This is a genomic window from Nocardia sp. NPDC004718 (assembly GCF_053601535.1).
Window position 1 is genome coordinate 1 of sequence record NZ_JBSGCA010000028.1, and the last position, 22,393, is coordinate 22,393.

The following is a 22,393-nucleotide window of genomic DNA, read 5'->3' on the forward strand; positions in this document are numbered from 1 at the left end:
CGGGCGTGCTGCGATCGCGTGCGGAGGCCGCCGCCCACGCCGAGCGCGAACTCGACCAGGCGGTCGCGGACGTGTCCGCCGCGGAGAAGAAACTGCGCGCCGCCGCCACCGCGCACCGCACACCGCGCACGGCGCGCGAGATCGACGCCCTCGCCGCCGCCATCCGGCACTTCGAGAACACCGGCACGGGATTGCTGCGGCTGCGCGGCGACCACGAGCGGGAACGAGAGCGCGAACGCGAAGCCGACGACCGCTTGACCGAAGCCACCGACCTGGCCGAGGCGTTCGCGGAAGAGGCCGAGGCCGCGCGCACCGGATACCAGGAGCAATTGCGCAAGCTCGAGACCCTGCGCGATGCCCTCGGCGCCGGCGCGGCAGACATCGACCGTGAATTGGGGCAGGCCCGGCAGCGGATCGAGGCGACCAAGGCCGAGCAGAAGTCCGCGCGCAAGGCCGCCAACCAGGCCATCGAGGCGGTCGGCGACGCCGAAGCCGCCTACCGTACCGCGCACGAGTCGCTGGCCACCGCGCTGACCGAGGTGCTGGCGGAGGTGAAAGCCCTCGCGCCATACGCTCAGCCGGATCTGCTCACGCTGCTCGGCGCCCCCGCCGACGGACGCTGGCCCAGCAGCGACGCCGCGTGGTCGACGCCCGAGCAACTGCTGTACCGGATCGCGACGGCGGGGCCGGAGGCATCACCGCGGGTGCTGCCGGACGAAGTCGCCGCGCTGTTCGACAGCCTCACCGCGGCCACGGCGGCGGTGCGCGCGAGCGAGGCGACCCGCAAGTCCACGCGCACGGCGGTGACCGGGGCGTTGCAGGAGTTCGACGCGGCGTTGGCCGGCTCGGGCCGCGATTACCGGTTGCAATGGGACGCCGCCGACGGCCTCACCGTCGTCCAGGTGCACGACGAACACGGGGTTTCCGCGCTGGCCGACTTCGCCGCCCGCGTCGACGCCGCCCGGCGGGATCAGGAACTGCTGCTCACCGACGCCGAGCGCCGCATCCTGGAGGATGCCCTGTTGACCGGCCTGGCCCAGCAGATCCACGAACGCACCAGCGACGCGCGCGATCTCATCGCCAGGATGGGCGCGGAGATGAAGCAGCGGCGGATGTCCTCGGGCAACACCATCGGCGTGCACTGGGTGCTGGCCGACAGCCTGTCCGACGCGGCGCGGGCGATGTGCAAGCTGCTCGACCGGGACGCGTCGGCGCTGACGGCGGAGGATCTCGCGGCGATCCGGGCGCACTTCGCCTCCGAGATCAGGGCGGCGCGGGCGGCGCACCCGGAACGCTCCTACCCCGAGATCCTCGCCGCGACCCTGGATTACCGCATCTGGCGGGTGTTCTCGTTCACCTTGATCTCCGCTGACGGTAGCGAGGACAAGCTCACCGTGGCCAGGCACAGCGCGCTGTCCGGCGGTGAGCAGTCGGTGTCGCTGCACTTGCCGCTGTTCGCCGCGGCGCACGTCATGCTCGATTCCGCCGATCCGCAGGCCCCGCGCCTGCTGGCGCTGGACGAGGCGTTCGCGGGTGTCGACGACAACGGCCGCAGCGAATTGCTCGGACTGAGTGTGCAATTCGACCTCGATCTGTTCATGACCGGCTACGACCTGTGGATCACTTACCCCCACGTCCCGGCATGCGCGCACTACGACTTGGCGCACTCGGCGGCCGAGAACACCGTCAGCGCGACCCTGCTGGTGTGGGACAGCGGCGACCTGCTCGCCGAACACGACGGAACCGATCTCACCGCCGCCCTCGGCTCCCCCGATCGCCGCAGGCTTCCCACCACGATCGAGGGCGGGCTGGAACTCACGCCGGTGAGCTGATCGCCTCCGGGCCGGGTTGATCGACGGCTCGGTCCGGGAGGTCGCAGCGGGCCGACCGCAGTCTGATCACCGCCATTCCAGATCGGTGGTCCAGCGCGCGCAGCAGCGGCAGGCAGCGTGCGCGCTGGCTCCCACGCCGGTCAGTTCGCGCGCGGCGTGGGGCGATTCGCTGCGCCGCCAATGGTTTTCGAAGTGGCCGTATTCTGCCGAACCGACCCGATCACCGCACGCTGGCGTCGGGGAGCATGGGCGGGCACGGTGAGCCTGGCGCGGTCTGCAACTCGAAATGCCAGTACTCGTTCTCGAACGACCGGCAGAGCCCCCATCGGTAGCCGTTCGCCTCCAGCCACCGCGCGCCCTGCTGCGGACCGACATCGATGGCGTCTCCGGACACGTGGGTGGACTCCTCCGGCGGCAGGACCCAGCGGCGCGCATTGTCCGGCCCGTAGGTCGCCACACCGTCCTCCCACAGCGCCTGCTGCTCGGCGGGCGTCCGGTACCCGGACGTGATGGACAGCGGCACCCCCTGCGTGTGCGCCTCGCGTTCGGCCAAGGTGTAGGCCAGCGCCAGCGCGGGATCGAGGCCTTCGGTCCCCGTCGCCGAACCCACCGATTCGCGCTGTTCGATGGCGACTGCCATGTCGGCCTGCGCCTCCCCCGCCGAAAAACCGACCGCGACCAGCGCCGGAAGCACTGCCACCGATAGTCCCGCCGCCACCCGGCTCCGCCCAGCATTCCCGAACACCATGCGCCGATGCTATCGCCTGCGATCACCTATGCCGGATATGCCCCGATCGCAACGCGCTCCCGTGCCAACGGAGCAGGACTTTCGCGGTGACCGGCGCACGGCAGAAGGCGGTGCGAGAGCTTCACGCGGACGCGGTGATCGTGTCCTTCGCGAGCTCGCGGTAGTACTCGCTCGAGGCCATCAGTTCGTCATGGGTTCCGATCGCTTCCACGCGTCCGCCGTCGAGCACCACGACACTGTCCACGTCCCGAATCGTCGAATACCGATGGGCGGCCACGAGAACGGTGCAACGTCCGCGCAGTTCGCGCAACGTCCGCAAGACAGCCGCTTCGCTGATCGGGTCCAGGTTCGACGTCGGTTCGTCCAGCAGAAGCAGGTCGGGCTCGGTCAGCAACGCGCGTGCGATCGCCAAACGCTGCCGCTCGCCGCCCGACAGGGACTGTCCGTGCTCGCCGACCTGCGCGTCCATGCCGCCATCGAGTCGGGCGAGGACATCCTCGAAACCAGCGAGATCGAATACCACTCGTTCGCTGGTGCGCGATACGAGAAAGTCGCCGCAGGTCTCGAACAGCGCCTGTGCGACGAACACCACGATGAGCGATGCCACGAGCCCGGCTACCGCGTGCCGGCCGGCTACCGCGTCGATGATCCGCATGGTCACCCAAGGCTGCACGAGTCCCGCGCCGGTACCCGCCAGCAGCAGCACGGCACCGGCACCGACTTCCCTTGCGTGCCCTCGCAGTAGAGCGACCAGATCGCGGTACCGAACTCGGTCTTCGCGCCGTAATTCCGACACTTCGCCCCCTGCGTCCGACCGAGGCGGATCTCGATCCACTGCCATAGTCGTACGGTTCGGGGTACCGGACAAGTTCATTCGGCTTCGAACGGTGCGTGAGCGAACAAATCATCCGCTTCCCGGCTCAGCCGGGGTTCGAGACACAAGGTCGACTACAGCCGGTGCATCCAACTGGCGCGCCACTCCACATGCAGTGCACTTCACCTGTGGACAACATTCAGCGAATTCCACAGGAAACTCCACAACTTGGGATAATGCTCATCTGCTATGTCCGGTATGCGCTCAATTGCCGCATTGCGGCAAACATTTCGCCCATCCTGGAACAAGTGATGTCCACAATCTGTGGATGTGTTGTGGATCACCATGGCATTCAACCTGCTACTAATCTCGAATTGGCCGCCGATAAGCGGCCTTTGGGTGATTTGCGCCCTATTGTGGACGACCGGCGGAATGAGATCGAGCCCTCGCGAGCAACTTTCGCGAGGCGATGTGTCCCTTTCAGCCTGTATGTCAGGCATATCCGAGCCCGGACATCAGTACGGACATATTCCGCGAATCCCCGCGATCCGGACGCGGCGAACCATTTCGAGCCGCGGACACACCGCGGGCGGCTGTGGCTCGCGCCGCCAGCCGCCCGTGAATCGGGTGAATCATCCACAGATGTCGGGAATTTCACATTCCCTCCCCAGCCATGTGAAGACCGGCCGCATCAGACGATGCGGACCGGTCACACTCCCGGCGGGCCGCCCAGCGCGCCCGGACGCGACGGCGGCGCGGTCATCCGCACACCTGCCCGGCGAATCGACTCCGCCGCTTCCCTGTTGCGCGCGATCCGCTCCAGGATCTCGCCGCCGTGCGCGCGGGCATACGCGAGCGCCAGCCTGATCTTGCTCGCGTGCAGGTCCGATTTGGCGCTGAGCACGGCGATCCGGCGTTCCAGCGGTCCGTCCAATTCGCGCAGGCGCGCAACGACTTCCCAAACCTCCGGACCGGCCGTCAGCGCGGCACGCCGGTCGTGCAGCGGACCGCGGAAGACGATTCCGGGGTGGTCGAGCTGGTCGACGCCTTCGTGGATCAGCCGATCGAGCAGTGTGGTACAGCTGGTTCCCTCACGGGCAGCGCGATCGGCCAACCGGGAGGCGGCCGACTCGGTGATACACAACGCCGTCGGTACTGGCCTGGACGTGCTCATAGCTCTCCTCGACCTGCATCGGTGCGGAAATCGACGAAGTTCTTCGCTAAGCGTGCCCGCTGCGACCGCACCACAGCCCCGGCGATCGGGGTGACATCGTCGTGTCCGGGCCCGCCGAGGCGGGCACGGAGGACGGCTCAGACGCGCTCTTTGGAGCGGGTGCGCACGCGCAGCGCGATCGGCTTCTGCGTTTCGGCGAAGAAGTCGTTGCCTTTGTCGTCGACGACGATGAACGCCGGGAAGTCCTCGACCTCGATCTTCCAGACGGCTTCCATGCCCAGTTCGGGGTATTCGAGCACCTCGACCGACTTGATGCAGTCCAGCGCCAGCCGCGCCGCGGGCCCGCCGATCGAACCGAGATAGAAGCCGCCGTGTTCCTTGCACGCCTTGGTGACCTGCGCGGAACGGTTGCCCTTGGCGAGCATGACGAACGAGCCGCCCGCCGCCTGGAACTGGTCGACGTAGGAGTCCATCCGGCCCGCGGTGGTCGGGCCGAACGAGCCGGACGCGTAACCCTCCGGCGTCTTGGCCGGGCCCGCGTAGTAGACGGCCATGTCCCGCAGATAGTCCGGCATCGGCTCGCCCGCGTCGAGCCGCTCCTTGATCTTGGCGTGCGCGATGTCCCGGGCGACGACCAGCGGACCGGTCAGCGAAAGCCTGGTTTTCACCGGATATTTGGACAATTCGGCACGGATCTCGTCCATCGGCCGGTTCAGGTCCACGCGCACCACGTCGCCACCGAGAATCGCGTCGGTCTGCTCGGGCAGGTACTGCGCGGGCTCGCGCTCGAGCTGCTCCAGGAACACACCCTCGGCGGTGATCTTGGCCAGCGCCTGCCGGTCCGCCGAGCAGGACACCGCGATGGCGACCGGGCAGCTGGCGCCGTGCCGGGGCAGGCGCACGACCCGCACGTCGTGGCAGAAGTACTTGCCGCCGAACTGGGCGCCGATACCGAAGGACTGGGTCAGCTTGAAGACCTCTTCCTCCAGTTCCAGATCGCGGAAGGCGTGCGCCGACAGCGAGCCCTCGGTGGGCAGGTTGTCGAGGTAGTGCGCGGAGGCGTATTTCGCCGTCTTCAAAGCGAACTCGGCGCTGGTGCCGCCGATCACGACAGCGAGGTGGTACGGCGGGCAAGCCGCGGTGCCGAGCGAGCGGATCTTCTCGTCCAGGAACTCCAGCATCCGCGTGGGGTTCAGGACGGCTTTGGTCTCCTGGTACAGGAACGACTTGTTCGCCGACCCGCCGCCCTTGGCCATGAACAGGAACTTGTAGGCGGGGTTCGCCGGATCGCCCGCGGTGGAGTACAACTCGATCTGCGCGGGCAGGTTCGAACCGGTGTTCTTCTCCTCCCACATGGTGATCGGCGCCAGCTGCGAGTACCGCAGATTCAGCTTGGTGTAGGCGTCGAACACGCCCCTGCTGATCCATTCCGCGTCGTCGGCGCCGGTCAGCACGCCCTCGGACTTCTTGCCCATCACGATCGCCGTGCCGGTGTCCTGGCACATCGGCAGGACGCCGCCCGCGGAGATGTTGACGTTCTTGAGCAGATCCAGCGCGACGAAGCGGTCGTTGCCGCTGGACTCGGGGTCGTCGATGATCTTGCGCAACTGGCCCAGATGCGCCGGACGCAGGAAGTGACTGATGTCGTGCATCGCCGTTTCGGTGAGCAGCCGCAGCGCCTCCGGCGCGACCTGCAGGAAGGTGCGCCCGTTGTGCTCGAACGTGCTGACGCCCTCCGTCGTGAGCAACCGGTAGGGGGTGTCGTCCGCGCCGATGGGCAGCAGGTCTGAATAACGGAACTCCGGCGCGGTCACCAGTCGCACTCCTTCGAACGGGCCCGAACACCGCGAACGGCCGGGCTGGTCACGAGCACAGCGAGCCTAGTCACCGCCGCACAGACCCCTGCTGGTTAGGCAACCCTATCTCGGACAGTTGGCCAGCAAAGGTTGCACGTTCAACCCCGGTGATGCTACCTCTCATCTCTGAGAAAGCGCACAAGCGGCCGAGTCCGGCCGCGCGCGGACCGTTCCGCGCCGCACATCGCGACACGGAACGATCTTGGGACAAATCGGAGTTTGGAGCGCTGTCGTGACCGATCCCCATTGGCTCGATGACGTCGAGATGCGCGCCTGGCTGGGTTTCGTGCGCACCCGCGACCTCATCGCCGCGGCGGTCGGGCGGGATTCCACCAAGGAGTCCAACCTCACCTACGTCGAATACTCGGTGCTGGCCTATCTGGCCGAGTCACCGGACCACCGGCTCACCTTCGCCGATCTGGCGGCCAAACTCGAGTGGTCGCAGAGCAGGCTCTCCCACCAGATCACCCGCATGGAGAAACGGGAACTGGTCGTCCGTGAGCCGATCCCCGACGACGCTCGCCGCACCGCGGCCAAGCTCACCCCGTTCGGCGCCGATGTGCTCACCGCCGCCGCCCCCGCGCACGTACAGAGCGTGCGCAGGCACATGATCGACATCCTCGATCGCCAGCAGCTGGCCGACTTGGCCGACATCTACGACACCTTGCTCGCGCACCACCGGCGGGTGGCGGCCGAGAACTGACCGCTCAGCCGGGCGTGGCCGCGTGGTCCGCCGGACCGCTTGCCGCGGAGCGGTTTCCGGGCAGCCCGAGCGCTCGCTCGAAACCGGCGGGCACCACCACGTCCGAGCGCTCGAGATCGCTGACGCTCGTCTTGCGCAGACCCAGCAGCGCCGAATCGATGCCGCCGCGCAGGATATCCAGCACGTTTTCCACGCCGGCCTGCCCGTTCGCGGCCAGGCCCCAGAGATAGGCGCGCCCGATCATGACCGCCCGCGCACCCAGCGCCACGGCCTTCACCACGTCGCTGCCGCGCCGGATGCCGCCGTCGAGCAGCACCTCGATCTGCGAGCCGACCGCGTCCGCCAGCACCGGCAGCGCGCGGATCGCGGCGGGGGTGCCGTCCAGGTTGTTGCCGCCGTGGTTGGACACCGAGATCGCCGCCACACCCGCGTCGACCGCACGCAGCGCGTCGTCCACCCGCATGACGCCCTTGAGCAGCACCGGCCCTTCCCACTGCTCGCAGACCCAGCGCACATCCGCCCAGTCCGGCGGGGGCGTGCCCATCCATTCGCCGTAGGCGCCGAAGAAACCCGGCGCGGGCGCGTCGCCGATGGCCATGTTGGGCGCGGTGAGATCCGGAATGCTGCCCGACCGCGCATAGGTCGCCAGCCACCGGGGACGCGCCAGGGTCTGCGGCGCGAACTTCAGCATCGTGCGCAGGTCCAGCTTCTCCGGGATGACCGGGCTGCCCCAGTCCCGCCCGTGCGAGAACGACCAGTCCAGCGTCAGGATCAACCCGACCGCGCCGGCCCGCTTAGCCCGGTCCATCCGCTGCAGGATCTCGTCCTTGCCGCCACACCAGTACAACTGGAAGAAGGTCGTCGGGTTGGCCGCGATCACCTCTTCGATCGGCTTGCTGGCGAACGAACTCAGGCCCATCGCGATGCCGCGCGCCGCGGCCGCCCTGGCGACGGCGACCTCACCGTCGGGATGCACCGCCTGCACACCGGTCGGGGAGATCAGCACCGGCATCGAAAGCTGTTGCCCCAGTACGGTCGTGGACTGGTCGCGCGCGCCGATCGGCCCGGCCACGTGCGGCGCGAAACCCAGTTCGGTGAACGCCCGTTGATTGTCCTCGATGGTCTGGCCGCGCTCGGAGCCTGCGATCAACGCGCCGTACACCGATTTCGGCAGGCGCTTCTTCGCCCGCCGCTGCGCTTCGGCGACGGTCTCGAACCACGGATTCATGTTCCGGTCCTTTCCCGGGAGTTCTCCGGCCACCAGTGCCGGGTTCGGTCGAGCAGGTCGGCGCTCAGGTGATCGAGCAGTGCCGCGCCCTCGGCGGCGGTCGCGCCCGCCGGGTCGCCGAGCACGCCGTTGGCGCTGACCGCGCGCACTCCGCCGCTACGCAGCAGCGGCAGCAGTTCGGCCAGCGGGCGGGTGTCCCCGGCCGCGGCGCGGTCGGCGTGCACGCGCTCGGGCGCGAGGGCCAGTTGTAGTGCCGTCTCCGACCGGCCCGCGTGCGGGTCGCCATCGAAGCGCGGCAAGTAGACGCGCACGTCACGCGATTCGGCGCGCAGCAGATCCTCGGCCCGGCGCAGCGGTTCGATGTTGCCGCCGTGCCAGTTGACCAGCAGGATCCGCTCGAAGGTTTCGGTCGCCGAGCGGCACAGCTCGACCACAAGCAGTTCCAGCGCCGCCTGCCCGACCGACAGCGTGCCGGGAAAGCCCGCGTGCTCGCCGCTGGCGCCGTACGGGATCGCCGGTCCGGCGAGCACGTCCGCGCGCGCCGCGGCCAGCCGGGCGCACAATGCCGCGGCGATGTCGGTGTCGGTGGACAGCGGCAGATGCGGGCCGTGTTGCTCGGTCGCGCCGACCGCGACGGCCAGGATCGCACCCGCGGTGGCGCGCGCGCCCGCCTCGGGCCAGGTGAGATCCGCCAACATGCGGCGAGATTATCGTCAGTCACTGACAAAATCAAGGGTCGCGGCGGCCGAGCACAATCGAACAATGCTGGAGAACCGGGCCACGCGCGGCCGCCCACGCGGCACCACCAAACGCGAACTCGAACTGATCGCGATGCGACTGTTCAGCGAACAGGGCTTCGACGAGACCACCGTCGAGCAGATCGCCGTCGCCGCAGGCATCAGCGGACGCACTTTCTTCCGGTACTTCCCCACCAAGGCGGAGGTGCTCTGGTCGCAGTTCGACGACGAGGTCGCCGCGCTGCGCGCCGCGTTCGCGACGGTGCCCGACGACGTTCCGATGATGACCGCGGTGCGCCGAGTCGTGGTCGACGCCAACAAATATCGCGCCGAGGACGTTCCGGAACTGCGCACCCGGATGCAGTTGGTCGCGAACGTCCCCGCGCTGGCCGCCACCGCGGGCGCGCACTACGACGCCTGGGAGCGCGCCGTGAGCGCGTTCGCGGCGGGCCGGCTCGGCGAACCGGAGGACGGGCTCATCCCGCTCGCCGTCGGCCGGACCACGCTGGCGGCGGCGCGCGCCGCGTTCGACGCCTGGCTGACCCGCGCCGACGCGGACCTCACGGTGTATTTGGACGAGGCGCTCGCAGCGCTGGAACGCGGATTCGCTACGGTGCCGTGAGGAACTCCGCACTCGAACATCAGGCGAACAACCGGCAGGTTTCGTCGGCGACTCGGGTGGGGTATGACTAGGCTCGGAATCGGCACGCGCCGAATGCACACAGATCCCGACTGAACCGTCGAAAGGGGCAGGAGTCCATGTCCGAGGTGTCCATGAGCCTTTCGGCGGATTCCCTGACCGCGGGACCCATCGATCAATTGCTCCCGCAACTCGTCGAGCACCTGCGCCAGAACCGCACCGCGCTGCGTGAAGAGTGGGCCCGCCGCATCGCCGACGCCCAACTGCTCACCGCCATGACCCCGGAGGAGATCTTCTCCGAGGCGACCTCGATCTACGACGGCTACGTCGACGTGCTCGAGACCGGTAGCGTCGAAGCGCTGCAGGCGTACGCGCGGGACCTGTCCGAACGCATCATCCCGAGAGGCGTCGAGACCGACGAGGTCATCGGCATCGTGCTTCTGCTGCGCGACGTGCTCGCACGCAGCCTTTTCGAGAAGTATCAGTCGGACTTCGAACTCCTCAACAAGGTGCTCGACGCCTACGAACCGGCCGCCAACCGCATCGCCAACACCGTGACCGTGTCCTTCGTCCAGGAGCGCGAGCGCGTCATCCGGCAGCAGCAGGAAGCCATCCGCGAGCTGTCCACGCCGGTGCTGCAGGTGCGCGAACAGCTGTTGATCCTGCCCATCATCGGCGTGCTGGACAGTCAGCGCGCCCGCCAGCTCACCGAGCAGTTGCTGCGCGCCATCCGGGCCAACCGCGCGAAGGTCGTCGTCATCGACATCACCGGTGTGCCTCAAATCGACTCCACCGTGGCCAACCATCTGGTGCAGACCGTCGACGCGTCCGGCCTGATGGGCGCGAACGTGATCATCACCGGGTTGTCCTCGGAGATCGCGCTCACCCTGGTCACCATCGGCCTGGATCTGTCGAAGATGAACGCGGTCGGCGACCTGCAGGGCGGTATCGAAGAAGCGGAACGGCTGCTGGGCTACGAGGTTTCCCGCGTGACCGAACGGGTCACCGAACGCGACGGCCGCTGATCAGGCGCGCCACATGCCGGTTCCGATTCTCAAACAAGGGACGTATCTCATCGCGTCGGTGCAGTCGGCGCTGACCGACGCCGATACCGAGCGCCTACAGGACGACCTGATGAAACAGGTCAGCAAATACCGGGCACACGGCATCATCGTCGATGTCACCGCAATCGACGTGATGGATTCGTTCGCCGCGAGATCGTTGCGTACCATCGCGCACATGACGCAGCTGCGCGGCGCCGAAACGGTGATCGTCGGTCTGCAACCGGAAGTCGCGTTCGCCATGGTGCAGCTCGGTCTCACCTTCGAGGACATGCACACCGCCCTCGATCTGGAAGAGGGACTCGCCTGGTTGGACCGCAAGATCCCAGCCCGTCGCCAGCGAGACGGTCGTGACAGTGGCCGCTGAGAACGTGGTGATCGCGGTCAGGGTGTCCGGAGACATCGTGACCGCACGTCAAGCCGGACGCGAACTGGCAGCGAAACTCGGATTCACCCTCACCGACCGCACGATGATCTCCACGGCGATCTCCGAGATCGCCCGCAACATCACCAGTTACGCGGGCAGCGGCGAGATCCGTCTGCTCGTCGACGACCGGGAGGGCCGTCAGGCCCTGGTGGTGCAGGCCGAGGACCAGGGGCCCGGCATCATCGACATCGCCAGAGCATTGGAGGACGGCTACTCCACCGGACGCGGGCTCGGGCTCGGTCTGCCCGGCGCCCGGCGGTTGATGGACCGGCTGACCGTGGATTCCGCGCCGGGTCGCGGCACGCTGGTGGAGATGTGGAAGTGGGTACCGAACGGTGCATGAGGACGGGTTCATCGGCCGGATCGAGTGGGCGGTGGCCGGACGCGCACTGCCGGGTCAACAGGTCTCCGGTGACCGCGGTGTCGTCCTCGACGCCGGTGGCGGCACCGTCCTCTTCGCGGTCCTCGACGGGCTCGGGCACGGCGCCGCCGCGGCGGACGCGGCCGATCGCGCCGCGCGGGTGCTGTCGGAGAACCGCGCCGAACCGCTGGACGTGCTGATGGTGCTGTGCCATCGGGCGATGGCCGACACCCGGGGTGCGGCGATCTCGCTTGCCCTGTTCGACGAGGGCGACACGGTGCGCTGGCTCGGCGTCGGCAATGTCGAATCCCAAGTGCTCACCGCGGGTCCGGCGGGCAGCCTGAAGGTGCACGCCACCGTCCTGCTGACCGCGGGCATCGTCGGCTATCGCCTTCCGGCCAACCTCCAGCCGCAGTCGGTCGCGGTCCGTCCCGGTGACCTGCTGTTGATGTCCACCGACGGTATCGTCACCGAATCCGCCTCCGCCATCGACCTTTCCAAGTCCACCGCCGACATCACCGCCGACATGCTCGCCCGGCACGCCAAGGACACCGACGACGCGCTGGTGCTCGCGGCGCGGCACCGCGGTGCGGGAGGGACGGCCAAATGAGCGCCCTGCTGGCCGACTTCCTGGGCGACTATGGCGATGCGCTACGGCGGCACATGGATTCGCCGACCCAGGCCGGTCTCGCCGAGGGTTACGAGCTGGGCAGGCGGGCCCTGGTCGAAGGCATCAGTCTGCTCGACCTCACGGAGAACCACTTCCGCGTGGTCCAGGAAGCGGAGGAACAGCTACCGAAGGACGCTGCCACCGGGGGCGGCGAACCCGCGGCACGCCTACCGGAAACCGCGCTGGAATTCCTGTTGCAGACCCTCGTTCCGCTGGACATCGCGACCCGCGGCTATCTGGACGGCACCCGCCGCTACGAGCAGCAGCGCACCCGCGCCGACGATCTCGCCGGACGCGACGCGTTCCGCACGGCGCTGGTGGAATCGCTGCAGGACGGCTTCTTCGTCGCCGACGCGCAGGGCACCATCATCGAGGTCAACACCGCCTTCGGCGCCTTGACCGGCTACGGCGCCGCGGGCGTCCCCTATCCGCTGCCGCATCCGTGGTCGAGCCCGGACGGTCCGCGCTATCCCGACCTCGGTACCGAGGCACAGCGCTTCGTCATCCCGATCCGGCACCGCGACGGGCGCAATGTATGGCTCGCGGTGAGCACCAGCGCCCTGATCAAGCCGGAGGACAACGAGCGGATCTTCGTCGGCACGCTCCGCGACATCACCGCCGAATACGACGCGCAGGCGCGCGACCAGGCCGCGTCCCGGCTCGCCACCGCTGTCGGCGCGGCCACCAGTGTGGTCGAAGTGCTCGCCGTCGGGCTCGACGAGCTGCGCCGCACGGTGGGCGCGGAAACCGCGGTGGTGGCGGTGTGGCCCAGCCGCAACGCGGTGCCGGAGGTGTACGTCTCCGGTACGGGCGCCGACCGCACTTCGCACGACGGCGCCGCGTCCCTCGACGACGGGTCGCGCGCCCTGCTGGAGCGGGCCAGACGCAGGCCGCCACGCAGCCTGCTGGCCATTCCGGACGGAGCCGAGAGCTCCGAGGGCATTGTCGCTCCGCTCGGTGAGACCGGCGACGCGGCGGTGTGGTTGCGCTTCGCCGCACCCCGGGCGATCAGTGCCGCGGACTGGACGCTGTTCTCCTTGTTGATCGGTCATCTCAGTCTCGCCGTGCAGCGGGCGCGCAACTTCGACCAGGCCCGCGCCACCTCGCTGACCCTCCAGCGCGCCATGCTCGGCCCGATCGATCTGCCGCCGCGTTTCTCGGTGCACTACGAGCCGGCGCTGCCGCCGCTGGAGATCGGCGGCGATTGGTACGACGTGGTGCCGCTGCGCGACGGCACCATCGGCGTCGTGGTCGGCGACTGCGTGGGTCGCGGCTTGTCCGCCGCGGTCGTGATGGGACAGTTGCGGACCGCCGCCCGTGCGCTGCTGCTGCGCGGCGCGGGCCCTGCGCAGCTGCTCGCCGAACTCGACACCGTCGCCGCGCGCATCCCCGGCGCCATGTGCACCACCGTCTGCGCCGCTGTGCTGGACCCGGTGCGCGGTCTGGTCCGCTACAGCAGCGCCGGTCACATGCCACCGATCCTCGCCGACGTCGCCAGGACCGGCAGACTGCTGGAAGGCGGGCGCTCGGTGCCGCTGGCGACCTTCGATCCGCCGCGCAGGCCGGAGGCCACCACGGCGCTCACACCCGGTTCGACCCTGGTGCTGTTCACCGACGGTTTGGTCGAACAGCGCGGCGTCGACATCGACGATGGATTCGCGAAGATCGCCGCGGTGCTCGCCGACACCTCGGGACGGCTGCCGCGCGAAGTGGCCGACGCGGTGCTGTCGCGCCTGCGGCCGTCCGCGGGGTACGACGACGACGTCGCCATGGTGGTCTACCGCCAGCCGCCCGCGCCGCTGCGGCTGGACGTGCCCGCGCGCGCGGACGAGCTCGCGGCGCTGCGGCGCACGCTGAAGGGCTGGCTGGCCGCCGCGGCGGTGCCGCACGACCTGGCCGCCGATCTGGTCGCGGCGGCCAACGAGGCGTGCAGCAACAGCATCGAGCACGCCTACCGCAACGACGACACCGGCCGGGTGCGGATGTCGGCCACCTGCGACATCGACACCGTCGTCATCGTGGTCGCCGACGCGGGCGGCTGGAAGCCACGGGCATCCGATCCCGGGTATCGCGGCCGCGGTATCGACATGATGCGCGCCCTGACCGAGGAACTCGACATCGACCACTCGGAATCGGGGACGACCGTGCGGATGTCGGTGACGCTGCCCGCGATCACCTTCCCGGTGGCAAATCCGTTGCGCGGGACGAACCGGCGCGTTCCCGGCTGAGGACCCGCCTGGTGCTGAGCGCAGCGGCGGGCCGGACTCCGTAGATCCGGTATTGCATGCCCCGATACGGGTTACCGGATTCCGCCCATTCGCTGACGATCATGCAGAACGCGCCGTCGAACCTGCTGTCCGGGTGGACATAACAACCATAGAGGCGCGGCACGATATCGGGACCGCCCGGCGCCCAGAAAGATCCTTTCACCGGGCGGTAGGTCCAGGCTGTGCGCCAGTTGTCGGTGATCCTCCTGGCCACCTTGACGAAGGCGCCGTAGGCACCGGCGTCGAATCCCGACATCACCCAATTTCCTTGGATCCGCCGCAATCCGATCTCGCCTAGTTTCGTGTCGTCGGCCAGGATGCCGAAACGCGGATCGCCGCCCGGATCCCGGCCCCAGCCCCAATCCTGTCCGTTCCAACCCCATCCTTGCCAGGCCGCCGGGTCGATGAGCGCGGCATGGCTCTCGCGTACTCGCCACAGCAGCATGTTCTTGTTCCGGGCCAGTCCGCCGGTGGAGATGACGTAGACGTAGCCGTCGCCACCGCGTTCCCACGAGATCATCGTGCGTTTGCCGCCGTAGGCGCTGGTCGACCACCGCACGGCGGTATCGGTCCAGCTGTCGCCGTTGTCGTCGGAATACCGGATCTCGCACCACCGCTCGTTCGCCAATCCCTGGGTGACCATCACCCACAGATAGATCCGGCTGCCGATCGTGATGGCGTCGCAGGGCAGCACCGTGGAGTACTGCGGATTGTCGTGCCGGTAGTCCCAGAGTTGCCGGGCATCCCGCGCCGCCGATCGGAATTCGATCGGTCCGGACATGTCGTGGGTGCCGCTGCGCAACAGCATCGGCGAACGCCAATTCGGCCCTCCCACCGCGGGTTCGGCGCCGGAGAACGTGTCACCGAGCAGGTATCCGATCTCACCGCTCGGCATGCGGAAGGGGATGAACAGATCCGAGCCTCCGATGTCGGCCATCGGCAGCGGGTTCAGGTTCGCGATCTTGGGCATCGCCGGATCCTGTCGATTCTCGGAGCGTCGCTGATGGATCGGCTCGTAGGGATCGCCGCGAGTGTGCACGGGATATCCATCAGTATCGGCTGCCGATGGCTGCGACGTTGCTGATTCGGGCGACGAGGACAAGCGAGAATGCGGAAACCGACTGTGCAGCTTGTATTCCGGCAGCTCGATTCGGTGACAGTCCGCGCGATAGCGGTGGCTGAGGCCGCTTTTCGGGTGCCGCTTCGGAGGTGCGCGGTGTTCGCCCACGGCTGGGAAACGCGCGGGATCAGCCGGTGCCGATCGAACGACCCGACGGTGTCGATTCCATCGGGCCGCGGCATCCCTGGACCCCCGATGCCGTGCGGGCGTGCCGACGCCGCGTGCGATTCCGCGCCGGTGCGACACCCTCGGCGCGTAGACCGGCCATCACCGCTCCGGTGCCGTGTTTGGGCGGCCGCGCAGCGGGTAAATCGCGCACTGCCATACCGGGCCAGCACACCCACGGATCGGACGGAAGGTATGTCCGAAAGAGACACTCCCGACGAAGAACATCCCGCCCCCGATGTCGCGGACAGCGGACACAGCGGCAACATCGCACAACCCCACGGCACCGACGAATCCGGTCCGATCGTCGCCGCCGAGGCCGAAGCCGCCCGTGCGCGCAGTGCGGAGTTCCCCCTGGGCCGACCAGGACGTCCCTTCGATCGGCGCTCGCCGTTCATGGTCGGGATGACCGGAGCCGCCGGTGTCGCGGTGACCTACGCCGCCATTCGCACCGTGCTCGCGGCGGGCCAGACGCTGATCCTGATCGTGGTGGCGTTGTTCCTGGCCGTCGGGATGGAGCCGTTGGTGTCCCGGCTGGTACGGCCCCGGTTCCCGCGCTGGGCCGCGGTGACGACCGTCTACCTGGTCGGGCTCGGCCTGTTCGCCGGACTTCTCGCCGCGGCGATACCACCGCTGGTCACGCAGGGTGAGGCGCTCGCGCACAACGCGCCCGATTACGTCACTCATCTGGCCGACCGCTATCCCTACATCGGCAGCCTCGACCAGCGATTCCACCTGCAAGACCGGCTGCGGCGAACACTCGAATCGGACTCCTCCGGTCTGACCACCGGGGTGCTCGACGCCGGGCGCGCGGTGTTCTCGATCGTCAGCAGCACGGTCGTCATCGCGGTGCTGACCGCCTACTTCATGGCGAACTTCACCCGTGTGCGCGCTTCGGTCTACCGGCTCTTTCCCCACTCGCGCCGCTCCCGCGCCATTCTGATCGGCGACGAGATCTTCGCCAAGGTCGGCGGCTACATCCTGGGCAACCTGGTCATCTCGCTGATCACCGCCGTTCTGACCGGCATCTGGCTGCTCATCTTCGACGTGCCGTACCCACTGCTGCTGGCGGTGCTGGTAGCTGTGCTCGACCTGATCCCGATCGTAGGTTCGACGCTCGCCGGGGTGATCGTCGCGCTGGTCGCGTTGACCGTCTCCCTGCCGGTCGCGGTGGCGACCGTCGCGTTCTTCATCGCGTTGCGCCTGGTCGAGGACTACGTTCTGGTGCCACGCATCATCGGCCGGGCGGTGCACGTACCCGCGCTCGTGACCGTGGTGGCGGTGCTGCTCGGTGGCGCGTTGCTCGGGATCATCGGGGCGTTGCTGGCCATCCCCGTCGCCGCGGCCGTCCTGTTGATCATGCGCGAGACCGTCCTGCCCTCACTCGACGAGCGATGAGCGAGACCGGGTGCGGCCGCATCGCGTTCCCGGTACCTCGGCATCACCGTGTCCGGCGCAGCATGCGGATGACCGCGCTGTCGATGACCGCCCGCTCCGCGTCGGCGGATCCGGCCCGCTTCGCGCGCCGCAGCGCCGCGGCGACGGTCGTACCGTTCTCGAAGGCGGTCACCACCCGTGGATCGACATAGGACGCCTGGGCGACGGCCGGGGTATTGCCGAGTGCGGCTGCGACCTCGTCCATGACCTCCCGGACCGCACGCTTGCGCGCACGGAGGTTCGACGGCCGTTCGATCGAACCGAGCGCGGCCGCGGCCAGGACGGTCGCCTGCCAGGTGCGCAGGTCTTTGACGCTGCACTCGCAGGCGGCGAGTTCTTGGAAGCGCGCGTTGACGTCGTCGGCGCGCAGTTCGCCGTAGCGGTCGCCGTCCCGGTACACCAAGAGCCGATCGGATTCCGTCCCGCCGCGCCGCAGTGATCGAACGGCTTCGGCCAGCAATGGGTCTCGGACGCTCACTCGTCGCCGGATACCGCCCTTGGCGCGATAGTCGAAGAGCATCTGCTCCCCCGACACACGGACCTGCTCGCGCAGCAGTGTCGCGACTCCCCGGGTGCCGTGCTCCTCGGCGTACTCCTCGCCCCCGACCCGGAACACTCCGCGATCCACCAGATCGATGGCCACCGCTTCCACCCGCCGCCGGGCCGAGCCGCGCAGGGCGAGATCCTCCCGGACCTGCGCGCGGACCTCCGGCAGGCGGCCTGCCAAGGCCAGGACCCGGTCGAACTTCTCCTCGTCTCGCTCCTTGCGCCACTGCTCGTGGTAGAGGTACTGGCGGCGGCCCGCGGCATCGACGCCGACGGCTTGGATGTGACCGTTCTCGTGCGCGCAGATCCACACCTTTCGCCAGGCCGGCGGAATCGCCAGCCCGCGGACGCGCTCCAGTGTGGCGTCGTCCCGCACCGGTTCGCCGTGCACGGTGCGATAGCCGAACCCGCGTCCACGCCGGACGCGTTGGAGTCCGCCGTCGTACGGTCGGCTACGGCGCAATCGCATGCTCACATCACATAGCTGCCCTCTCCTGGACGGGCGAAACAGTTCGAGGCCAAGACCCGGCAGGACGACCTGGCGCGGCACGTGTCCGGTGCTCCAGCCGGAGAGCTACGGGGCCGGCGGGACGAAGGGCTGCTTGACGGTGGTGAAGTACTGCACCAGAGCGGCGACGGCGATCGGCGCGGTGACGAACAGCTGACCGGCGAGTGCGCCCAGAGCCCCCACGGCCAGGATTCCGCCCAGACAGCCGACGGCGGCGGCCGGGATGAACGGGCCGAACATGCCGACGATCGTCGCGGCCGCGACGGTCGCTCCCGCGATGCCGCCGAGCACGCAGCCGACCAGCCGCCACCGAGGCCACCGGCGACGGTGCCGATCGCGGCGCCCGTCGCGATGGTGTCCTTCAGCCTGCGGGAACAGTGATCTCGAAGACGAAGATCACCTTCGCAAGCGTTGGCTCGAGACAGCCTGAAGTCGCCTGAAAACCGTTTCAGGCAAGCGTTTCTCTGTCATTGTCGGGCCGACGGCGTTAAGGTCGGTGACGGGTCGGGGTTTCCGGGGGTTTTCGCAATCGTTTCCGTCGGTCAGTCCCGACGCTGCCCGCGTCGGCTGTGCCCGCTGCTCAGCTGTCGCCGAGGCGCGAGGGTGGGTGCGGTCGATCCCCTCCGAATGCACCCGCCTTCCCCGACCGCTCACGGGATGCCGAGCACCTTCGTGCCGCCCCGGCGGCGGCGCGGCCGGTTGATCGAACCGGTGCACCGACGCCCGGTCCCAAGGGGTTCATTCGGCGACGAACTCCGCCTCGCGCTCCACCGCCTCGATGGTCCGGCGCGGCACCTGGATCGGACCGGGCGTGTAGGTGACAGCTCGCAGCGCGCCGGTGTAGCGGAAAGTGCCGCGGCGTTCGCGCAGTTCCCACGCCACAGGACCGCGAGCGTCGACGCCGACGGAAATCCCGGTCCACGGCGACATACCGACCAGCTGGACTCGATCCACCAGCCGCGCGACCTGGACGCCATCGAGCTCGATGACGAAATCCCACCGCAGCCTGGGCCGCACCGTGGCGCGCACGGTGATGTGCCGCGTTCCTTCCGCGAGGGTGCGCGTGGTGACGCTGTCGTAGCGGCCGTAGCTGTTGACACCGAACGTCACCCGGCCGTTCTCGAGGTAGAGCACGTAGCCGCCAAGCGGGTCACCGTGCGCGACGAGAACCCCTTCGTCGCCGGACGCGTACCCGGCGAGTTCCGCCTCGATGACGAAGTCCCGATAGGCGATCAGTCGCTGCGAGCGATACCGCTCCAGGGTCGGGGTGCCCGGCAGCAGCCGGACCGGCGCGGAGAATCGGTCCTCCTCCGGCCGCCGCCGTGCCAGATCCTGGCGCGTGAGCAAGGGGAACACGGTATTCGCCCAGGCGGATTCGTCCCATGCGGCGGCCAGTTCCGCGACCTTCTCCGGGAACCGCTCGGAAAGATCGTGCAACTCCGTCGGATCGGCGCGAACGTCGAACAGCTGCCATCTCGGCTCATCGATATCGGTCCCGGGCTCGTACAGCGACAGCAGTTTCCATCCGTCGCGATAGAAGCCGCGATTGCCCACCATCTCCGAGTACTGCTCGGTGTGCTCGGACACCGCCTGGGGGTCACGCAGCGTCCGCACGGCCGAGACGCCGTCGAACTCCTTGGCGGGCAGTCCGTTGCGTACGCCCGGCCGCCGCAATCCGGCCAGTTCCAGCAAGGTCGGCGCGAGATCGGTGACGTAGGTGTACTCGTGCCGGATGCCGTTGTCGCCCGCGCCGCGCGGCAGCCCCTTGGGCCAGGAGATCACGAACGGCACGCGTACGCCGCCCGCGAAGGTCTGGCCCTTGTAGAAGCGGAACGGCGTATTGGACGCCTGGCCCCACCCGCGCGGATAGTGGACACCCAGCTTCGCGGTGCCGATCAGGTCCTCGTCGTGCGGGACGTCGCCGATCCAGTCCGGATCGGTGATGTGGGCGAACTCCGCGAAGTAGGTGCGGGTGCCTTCCGGGCCGCCCTCGGCGGTGCCGCCGTTGTCCGAGGTGAACACCACGATGGTGTTGTCGAGCTCGCCGAGTTGTTCGAGCGTGTCGACGAGGCGCCCCAGGCTTTGGTCGATGCTGTCGACCATGCCCGCGTACACCTCCATGTACCGCGCGAATCGCCGCTGCTGCGCGGGAGTCAGCGAATCCCACTCCGCCGCTTCGTAACCCGGCTCGGTGTTGCGGGGCTTCTGCTGCGTGCCCGCGGGAAAGAGGCCCTGGGCGAGTTGGGCGGCGAACCGGCTCCTGCGCAGATCGTCCCACCCCTTCGCGTAGCGGCCGCGGTACTTGGCCAGGTCCGCGGGCTTGGCCTGCAACGGCCCGTGCATGGCGACGTGCGCGAAGTACAAGAAGAACGGCTTGGCGGCGTCGTGCGCGCGCAGATCCTTGATGTAGGCGATGGCCTTGTCGGTCAGATCGTCGGTGAGGTAGTACCCCTCCGGGTACTCCTCGATGTCGACGACCGAGGAGTCCGAGACCAGCTGGTTGGGGTAGTAGAAGGAGTTGAGGCCCTCGAGCGAGCCGTAGTAGCGGTCGAAGCCACGCTGGGTCGGCCAGGAATCCCGGTGCGCGGCCGGGTTCATCGTGGCGTCGCGCACCAGGTGCCATTTGCCGACGGCATAGGTGGCGTAACCGTTGCCGCGCAGGATCTCCGGCAGTGTCAGCACGTCGTCCGCCAGTTCCAGGCGCAGCCCCGGATACCCGGGATCGGCGTTGGCGACGAAGCCGAAGCCGGCGCGGTGGGCGTTGATGCCGGTCAGCAGCGACGCGCGCGACGGCGAGCACAGCGGAGTGGTGTGGTAGTTGGTCAGCCGGAGGCCGTCGGCGGCCAGGCGGTCCAGCGTCGGCGTCTCGATCTCGGAGCCGAACGGGCCGATATCGCTGTACCCCATGTCGTCGATCAGCACCACGACGATGTTCGGAGCCCCCTCGGGAGCGGTGGGCGGATAGCTCCACTCCGGCGTCGAATCGGCCGTGGTGCGGCCGACGGAGCCGCCGAAGTCGTCATAGCCGCGAGCATGGGGTGGAACAGGCATTCGTGCAGTCAAAGCCACCTTTGCCCGGGTCACCACTCTTTCGCGCATCGTGCGCCGAACGGATGACCCGGTGGTCTGTGGTTGCTAACTTCGCTGTCGGCCCTGGGCCGCGTCGAGCGACGGGTGCACCTCACCGCTCCGGTGCGATGCGCGCACCCAGTCGGCGACGTCCGCCGCATCCGGTGGGTAGCCGGGGAAGTAGCAGCACACCTCTTCGATCCCGGCGCCGAAGCGGGCCCTGACGCAGGCCGACCTCCGTCGGTCTCGGTGCGTCACGCTTTCCGCGACACGACGCCCCCATCGTATGGACAGCGCTCTGTGCACGTGTCCAGTTCGAGCAAACCGCTCTCGGATCGGCTGCGGGCGATGTCACCGCGGGACAGCGGAACTCCCGAAGGGTGAGGTCACGTGCCGAGCAGCGAGTTCTCGCTCACGGTGACGACGACCACGATGTCGCCGTAGGGCGCCGCGCCCATGGCCAGTCTGTGGCCCAGACGCGCCAGACCGAGCCATCGTCCGTATTTGGTCGGCATACCGGTCCGGACCTGGTGGAACAGTGGCCCGGTACGGAGCACTTCGGCCGTGCCCTGATGCTGCCGCGACCCGAGAGCCGGCGCACCTCGCCAGTCCGCGGCCTGCACGATGACCCGTGGTTCGCGGGCCAGGTGCCGAGCCTCGCTGGAATGCGACGAGATACAGAAGGCCAGACGCCCGTGGTCGACCGGTAACACGAGGTGCGGCACGGTGGTCCAACGCCCCGTGGCCTCCGGCCGTGGGTACGTCACGCGCACTGTGCTCGCATCCCACCACAGCATCCCCGGATGCCATTCGCTGGGACGATTCGGGACGGCGAGAACGCGATGCGCCGCCGGGAGCCGGTTGTACCGCCGCGGGGTGTAGCCGCGGAGTCTGCTGCGGAGCGAGGAGCCGCCGTGCACTGGATAAGTCATCGCGTGGAACCTCCGGGACAGGGGCGAGTTCAGGGGGTACCGATCCGATCTCCGTACTGCGATCGGCGCCGTGGCGCCGTGAAGAAGTACCACCGGGC

Annotated in this window: 19 protein-coding genes and 1 pseudogene; 9 read left to right on the plus strand and 11 right to left on the minus strand. The window is 68.6% G+C overall.

Translation table 11 applies throughout. The features are described 5' to 3' along the window. A partial coding sequence (locus ACWEH3_RS21510) for an SbcC/MukB-like Walker B domain-containing protein (protein ID WP_452358375.1) occupies nucleotides 1-1,832 on the plus strand: 1,832 nt, incomplete at its 5' end. A gap of 220 nt (nucleotides 1,833-2,052) precedes the next feature. Here the strand turns inward: ACWEH3_RS21510 and ACWEH3_RS21515 are convergent. From ACWEH3_RS21515 to ACWEH3_RS21530, 4 genes are all read right to left on the minus strand, one after another. After that, entirely contained in the window at nucleotides 2,053-2,472 is a 420-nt protein-coding gene (locus ACWEH3_RS21515; RefSeq protein WP_450014985.1) for a M15 family metallopeptidase, read from the minus strand. Nucleotides 2,473-2,701: 229 nt separating this feature from the next. After that, nucleotides 2,702-3,286 (minus strand): ATP-binding cassette domain-containing protein, encoded by a 585-nt coding sequence (locus ACWEH3_RS21520; protein ID WP_450014828.1) that lies wholly within the window; start codon nucleotides 3,284-3,286, stop codon nucleotides 2,702-2,704. An 817-nt stretch (nucleotides 3,287-4,103) separates the two neighbouring features. Then, nucleotides 4,104-4,568 carry a hypothetical protein gene (locus tag ACWEH3_RS21525; protein WP_450014829.1) on the minus strand — a complete coding sequence of 155 codons (465 nt, stop codon included), beginning with the start codon at nucleotides 4,566-4,568 and terminating at the stop codon, nucleotides 4,104-4,106. 137 nt (nucleotides 4,569-4,705) lie between these two features. Then, nucleotides 4,706-6,382, minus strand: coding sequence for a fumarate hydratase (locus ACWEH3_RS21530; protein WP_355077486.1), 1,677 nt, complete (start codon nucleotides 6,380-6,382; stop codon nucleotides 4,706-4,708). A gap of 274 nt (nucleotides 6,383-6,656) precedes the next feature. On the opposite strand from ACWEH3_RS21530, the gene ACWEH3_RS21535 reads away from it, so the two are divergent. Beyond that, nucleotides 6,657-7,127: a MarR family winged helix-turn-helix transcriptional regulator gene (locus ACWEH3_RS21535; RefSeq protein WP_450014830.1), complete on the plus strand. Its 471-nt coding sequence runs from the start codon at nucleotides 6,657-6,659 to the stop codon at nucleotides 7,125-7,127. Between the two features lie 4 nt (nucleotides 7,128-7,131). Here the strand turns inward: ACWEH3_RS21535 and mftD are convergent, their stop codons facing one another. Both mftD and mftE read right to left on the minus strand, forming a co-directional pair. Then, the gene (gene mftD / locus ACWEH3_RS21540; RefSeq protein WP_450014831.1) at nucleotides 7,132-8,355 is read right to left on the minus strand and encodes a pre-mycofactocin synthase MftD; all 1,224 of its coding nucleotides are present in this window, start codon (nucleotides 8,353-8,355) and stop codon (nucleotides 7,132-7,134) included. Then, nucleotides 8,352-9,053: a mycofactocin biosynthesis peptidyl-dipeptidase MftE gene (gene mftE, locus ACWEH3_RS21545; RefSeq protein WP_450014832.1), complete on the minus strand. Its 702-nt coding sequence runs from the start codon at nucleotides 9,051-9,053 to the stop codon at nucleotides 8,352-8,354. Before mftE ends, mftD begins: the two co-directional genes overlap by 4 nt. A gap of 64 nt (nucleotides 9,054-9,117) precedes the next feature. On the opposite strand from mftE, the gene mftR reads away from it, so the two are divergent. From mftR to ACWEH3_RS21575, 6 genes are all read left to right on the plus strand, one after another. Further along, nucleotides 9,118-9,714 (plus strand): mycofactocin system transcriptional regulator, encoded by a 597-nt coding sequence (gene mftR, locus ACWEH3_RS21550; RefSeq protein ID WP_450014833.1) that lies wholly within the window; start codon nucleotides 9,118-9,120, stop codon nucleotides 9,712-9,714. Between the two features lie 137 nt (nucleotides 9,715-9,851). Next, complete coding sequence (locus ACWEH3_RS21555) at nucleotides 9,852-10,757, plus strand: STAS domain-containing protein (protein ID WP_039798458.1); 906 nt, start codon at nucleotides 9,852-9,854, stop codon at nucleotides 10,755-10,757. A 13-nt stretch (nucleotides 10,758-10,770) separates the two neighbouring features. Further along, the gene (locus ACWEH3_RS21560; RefSeq protein ID WP_039798459.1) at nucleotides 10,771-11,160 is read left to right on the plus strand and encodes an STAS domain-containing protein; all 390 of its coding nucleotides are present in this window, start codon (nucleotides 10,771-10,773) and stop codon (nucleotides 11,158-11,160) included. Further along, nucleotides 11,150-11,563 (plus strand): ATP-binding protein, encoded by a 414-nt coding sequence (locus ACWEH3_RS21565; protein ID WP_051020806.1) that lies wholly within the window; start codon nucleotides 11,150-11,152, stop codon nucleotides 11,561-11,563. The genes ACWEH3_RS21560 and ACWEH3_RS21565 overlap by 11 nt, the downstream gene beginning before the upstream one ends. Continuing rightward, complete coding sequence (locus tag ACWEH3_RS21570; RefSeq protein ID WP_355077479.1) at nucleotides 11,556-12,191, plus strand: SpoIIE family protein phosphatase; 636 nt, start codon at nucleotides 11,556-11,558, stop codon at nucleotides 12,189-12,191. Before ACWEH3_RS21565 ends, ACWEH3_RS21570 begins: the two co-directional genes overlap by 8 nt. Continuing rightward, nucleotides 12,188-14,479 (plus strand): SpoIIE family protein phosphatase, encoded by a 2,292-nt coding sequence (locus ACWEH3_RS21575; RefSeq protein ID WP_450014834.1) that lies wholly within the window; start codon nucleotides 12,188-12,190, stop codon nucleotides 14,477-14,479. The genes ACWEH3_RS21570 and ACWEH3_RS21575 overlap by 4 nt, the downstream gene beginning before the upstream one ends. Here the strand turns inward: ACWEH3_RS21575 and ACWEH3_RS21580 are convergent. Beyond that, nucleotides 14,424-15,488 (minus strand): DUF4185 domain-containing protein, encoded by a 1,065-nt coding sequence (locus tag ACWEH3_RS21580; RefSeq protein WP_450014835.1) that lies wholly within the window; start codon nucleotides 15,486-15,488, stop codon nucleotides 14,424-14,426. The genes ACWEH3_RS21575 and ACWEH3_RS21580 overlap by 56 nt on opposite strands. A 510-nt stretch (nucleotides 15,489-15,998) precedes the next feature. Between ACWEH3_RS21580 and ACWEH3_RS21585 the strand changes: the two genes are divergently transcribed. Further along, nucleotides 15,999-17,201, plus strand: coding sequence for an AI-2E family transporter (locus tag ACWEH3_RS21585; RefSeq protein WP_450014836.1), 1,203 nt, complete (start codon nucleotides 15,999-16,001; stop codon nucleotides 17,199-17,201). 43 nt (nucleotides 17,202-17,244) lie between these two features. On the opposite strand, the gene ACWEH3_RS21590 is transcribed toward ACWEH3_RS21585, so the two are convergent. From ACWEH3_RS21590 to ACWEH3_RS21605, 4 genes and pseudogenes are all read right to left on the minus strand, one after another. Beyond that, nucleotides 17,245-18,255: a DNA topoisomerase IB gene (locus ACWEH3_RS21590; protein ID WP_450014837.1), complete on the minus strand. Its 1,011-nt coding sequence runs from the start codon at nucleotides 18,253-18,255 to the stop codon at nucleotides 17,245-17,247. A gap of 105 nt (nucleotides 18,256-18,360) precedes the next feature. Further along, nucleotides 18,361-18,662: pseudogene (locus ACWEH3_RS21595) on the minus strand (hypothetical protein); the annotation flags it as partial. Between the two features lie 370 nt (nucleotides 18,663-19,032). Further along, nucleotides 19,033-21,345 (minus strand): arylsulfatase, encoded by a 2,313-nt coding sequence (locus tag ACWEH3_RS21600; RefSeq protein WP_450014838.1) that lies wholly within the window; start codon nucleotides 21,343-21,345, stop codon nucleotides 19,033-19,035. 404 nt (nucleotides 21,346-21,749) lie between these two features. After that, a complete protein-coding gene (locus ACWEH3_RS21605) occupies nucleotides 21,750-22,295 on the minus strand; it encodes a hypothetical protein (protein ID WP_450014839.1) in 546 nt (181 codons plus the stop codon). Nucleotides 22,296-22,393: the final 98 nt, after the last annotated feature.

Bases quoted from the DNA above. Each gene is read 5' to 3' on its own strand.
- ACWEH3_RS21600 (WP_450014838.1), bottom strand. From the start codon at position 21,345: ATGCCTGTTCCACCCCATGCTCGCGGCTATGACGACTTCGGCGGCTCC.
- mftD (WP_450014831.1), bottom strand. From the start codon at position 8,355: ATGAATCCGTGGTTCGAGACCGTCGCCGAAGCGCAGCGGCGGGCGAAG.
- ACWEH3_RS21580 (WP_450014835.1), bottom strand. From the start codon at position 15,488: ATGCCCAAGATCGCGAACCTGAACCCGCTGCCGATGGCCGACATCGGA.
- ACWEH3_RS21560 (WP_039798459.1), top strand. From the start codon at position 10,771: ATGCCGGTTCCGATTCTCAAACAAGGGACGTATCTCATCGCGTCGGTG.
- mftR (WP_450014833.1), top strand. From the start codon at position 9,118: ATGCTGGAGAACCGGGCCACGCGCGGCCGCCCACGCGGCACCACCAAA.
- mftE (WP_450014832.1), bottom strand. From the start codon at position 9,053: ATGTTGGCGGATCTCACCTGGCCCGAGGCGGGCGCGCGCGCCACCGCG.
- ACWEH3_RS21575 (WP_450014834.1), top strand. From the start codon at position 12,188: ATGAGCGCCCTGCTGGCCGACTTCCTGGGCGACTATGGCGATGCGCTA.
- ACWEH3_RS21525 (WP_450014829.1), bottom strand. From the start codon at position 4,568: ATGAGCACGTCCAGGCCAGTACCGACGGCGTTGTGTATCACCGAGTCG.
- ACWEH3_RS21585 (WP_450014836.1), top strand. From the start codon at position 15,999: ATGTCCGAAAGAGACACTCCCGACGAAGAACATCCCGCCCCCGATGTC.
- ACWEH3_RS21515 (WP_450014985.1), bottom strand. From the start codon at position 2,472: ATGGCAGTCGCCATCGAACAGCGCGAATCGGTGGGTTCGGCGACGGGG.
- ACWEH3_RS21605 (WP_450014839.1), bottom strand. From the start codon at position 22,295: ATGACTTATCCAGTGCACGGCGGCTCCTCGCTCCGCAGCAGACTCCGC.
- ACWEH3_RS21590 (WP_450014837.1), bottom strand. From the start codon at position 18,255: ATGCGATTGCGCCGTAGCCGACCGTACGACGGCGGACTCCAACGCGTC.
- ACWEH3_RS21555 (WP_039798458.1), top strand. From the start codon at position 9,852: ATGTCCGAGGTGTCCATGAGCCTTTCGGCGGATTCCCTGACCGCGGGA.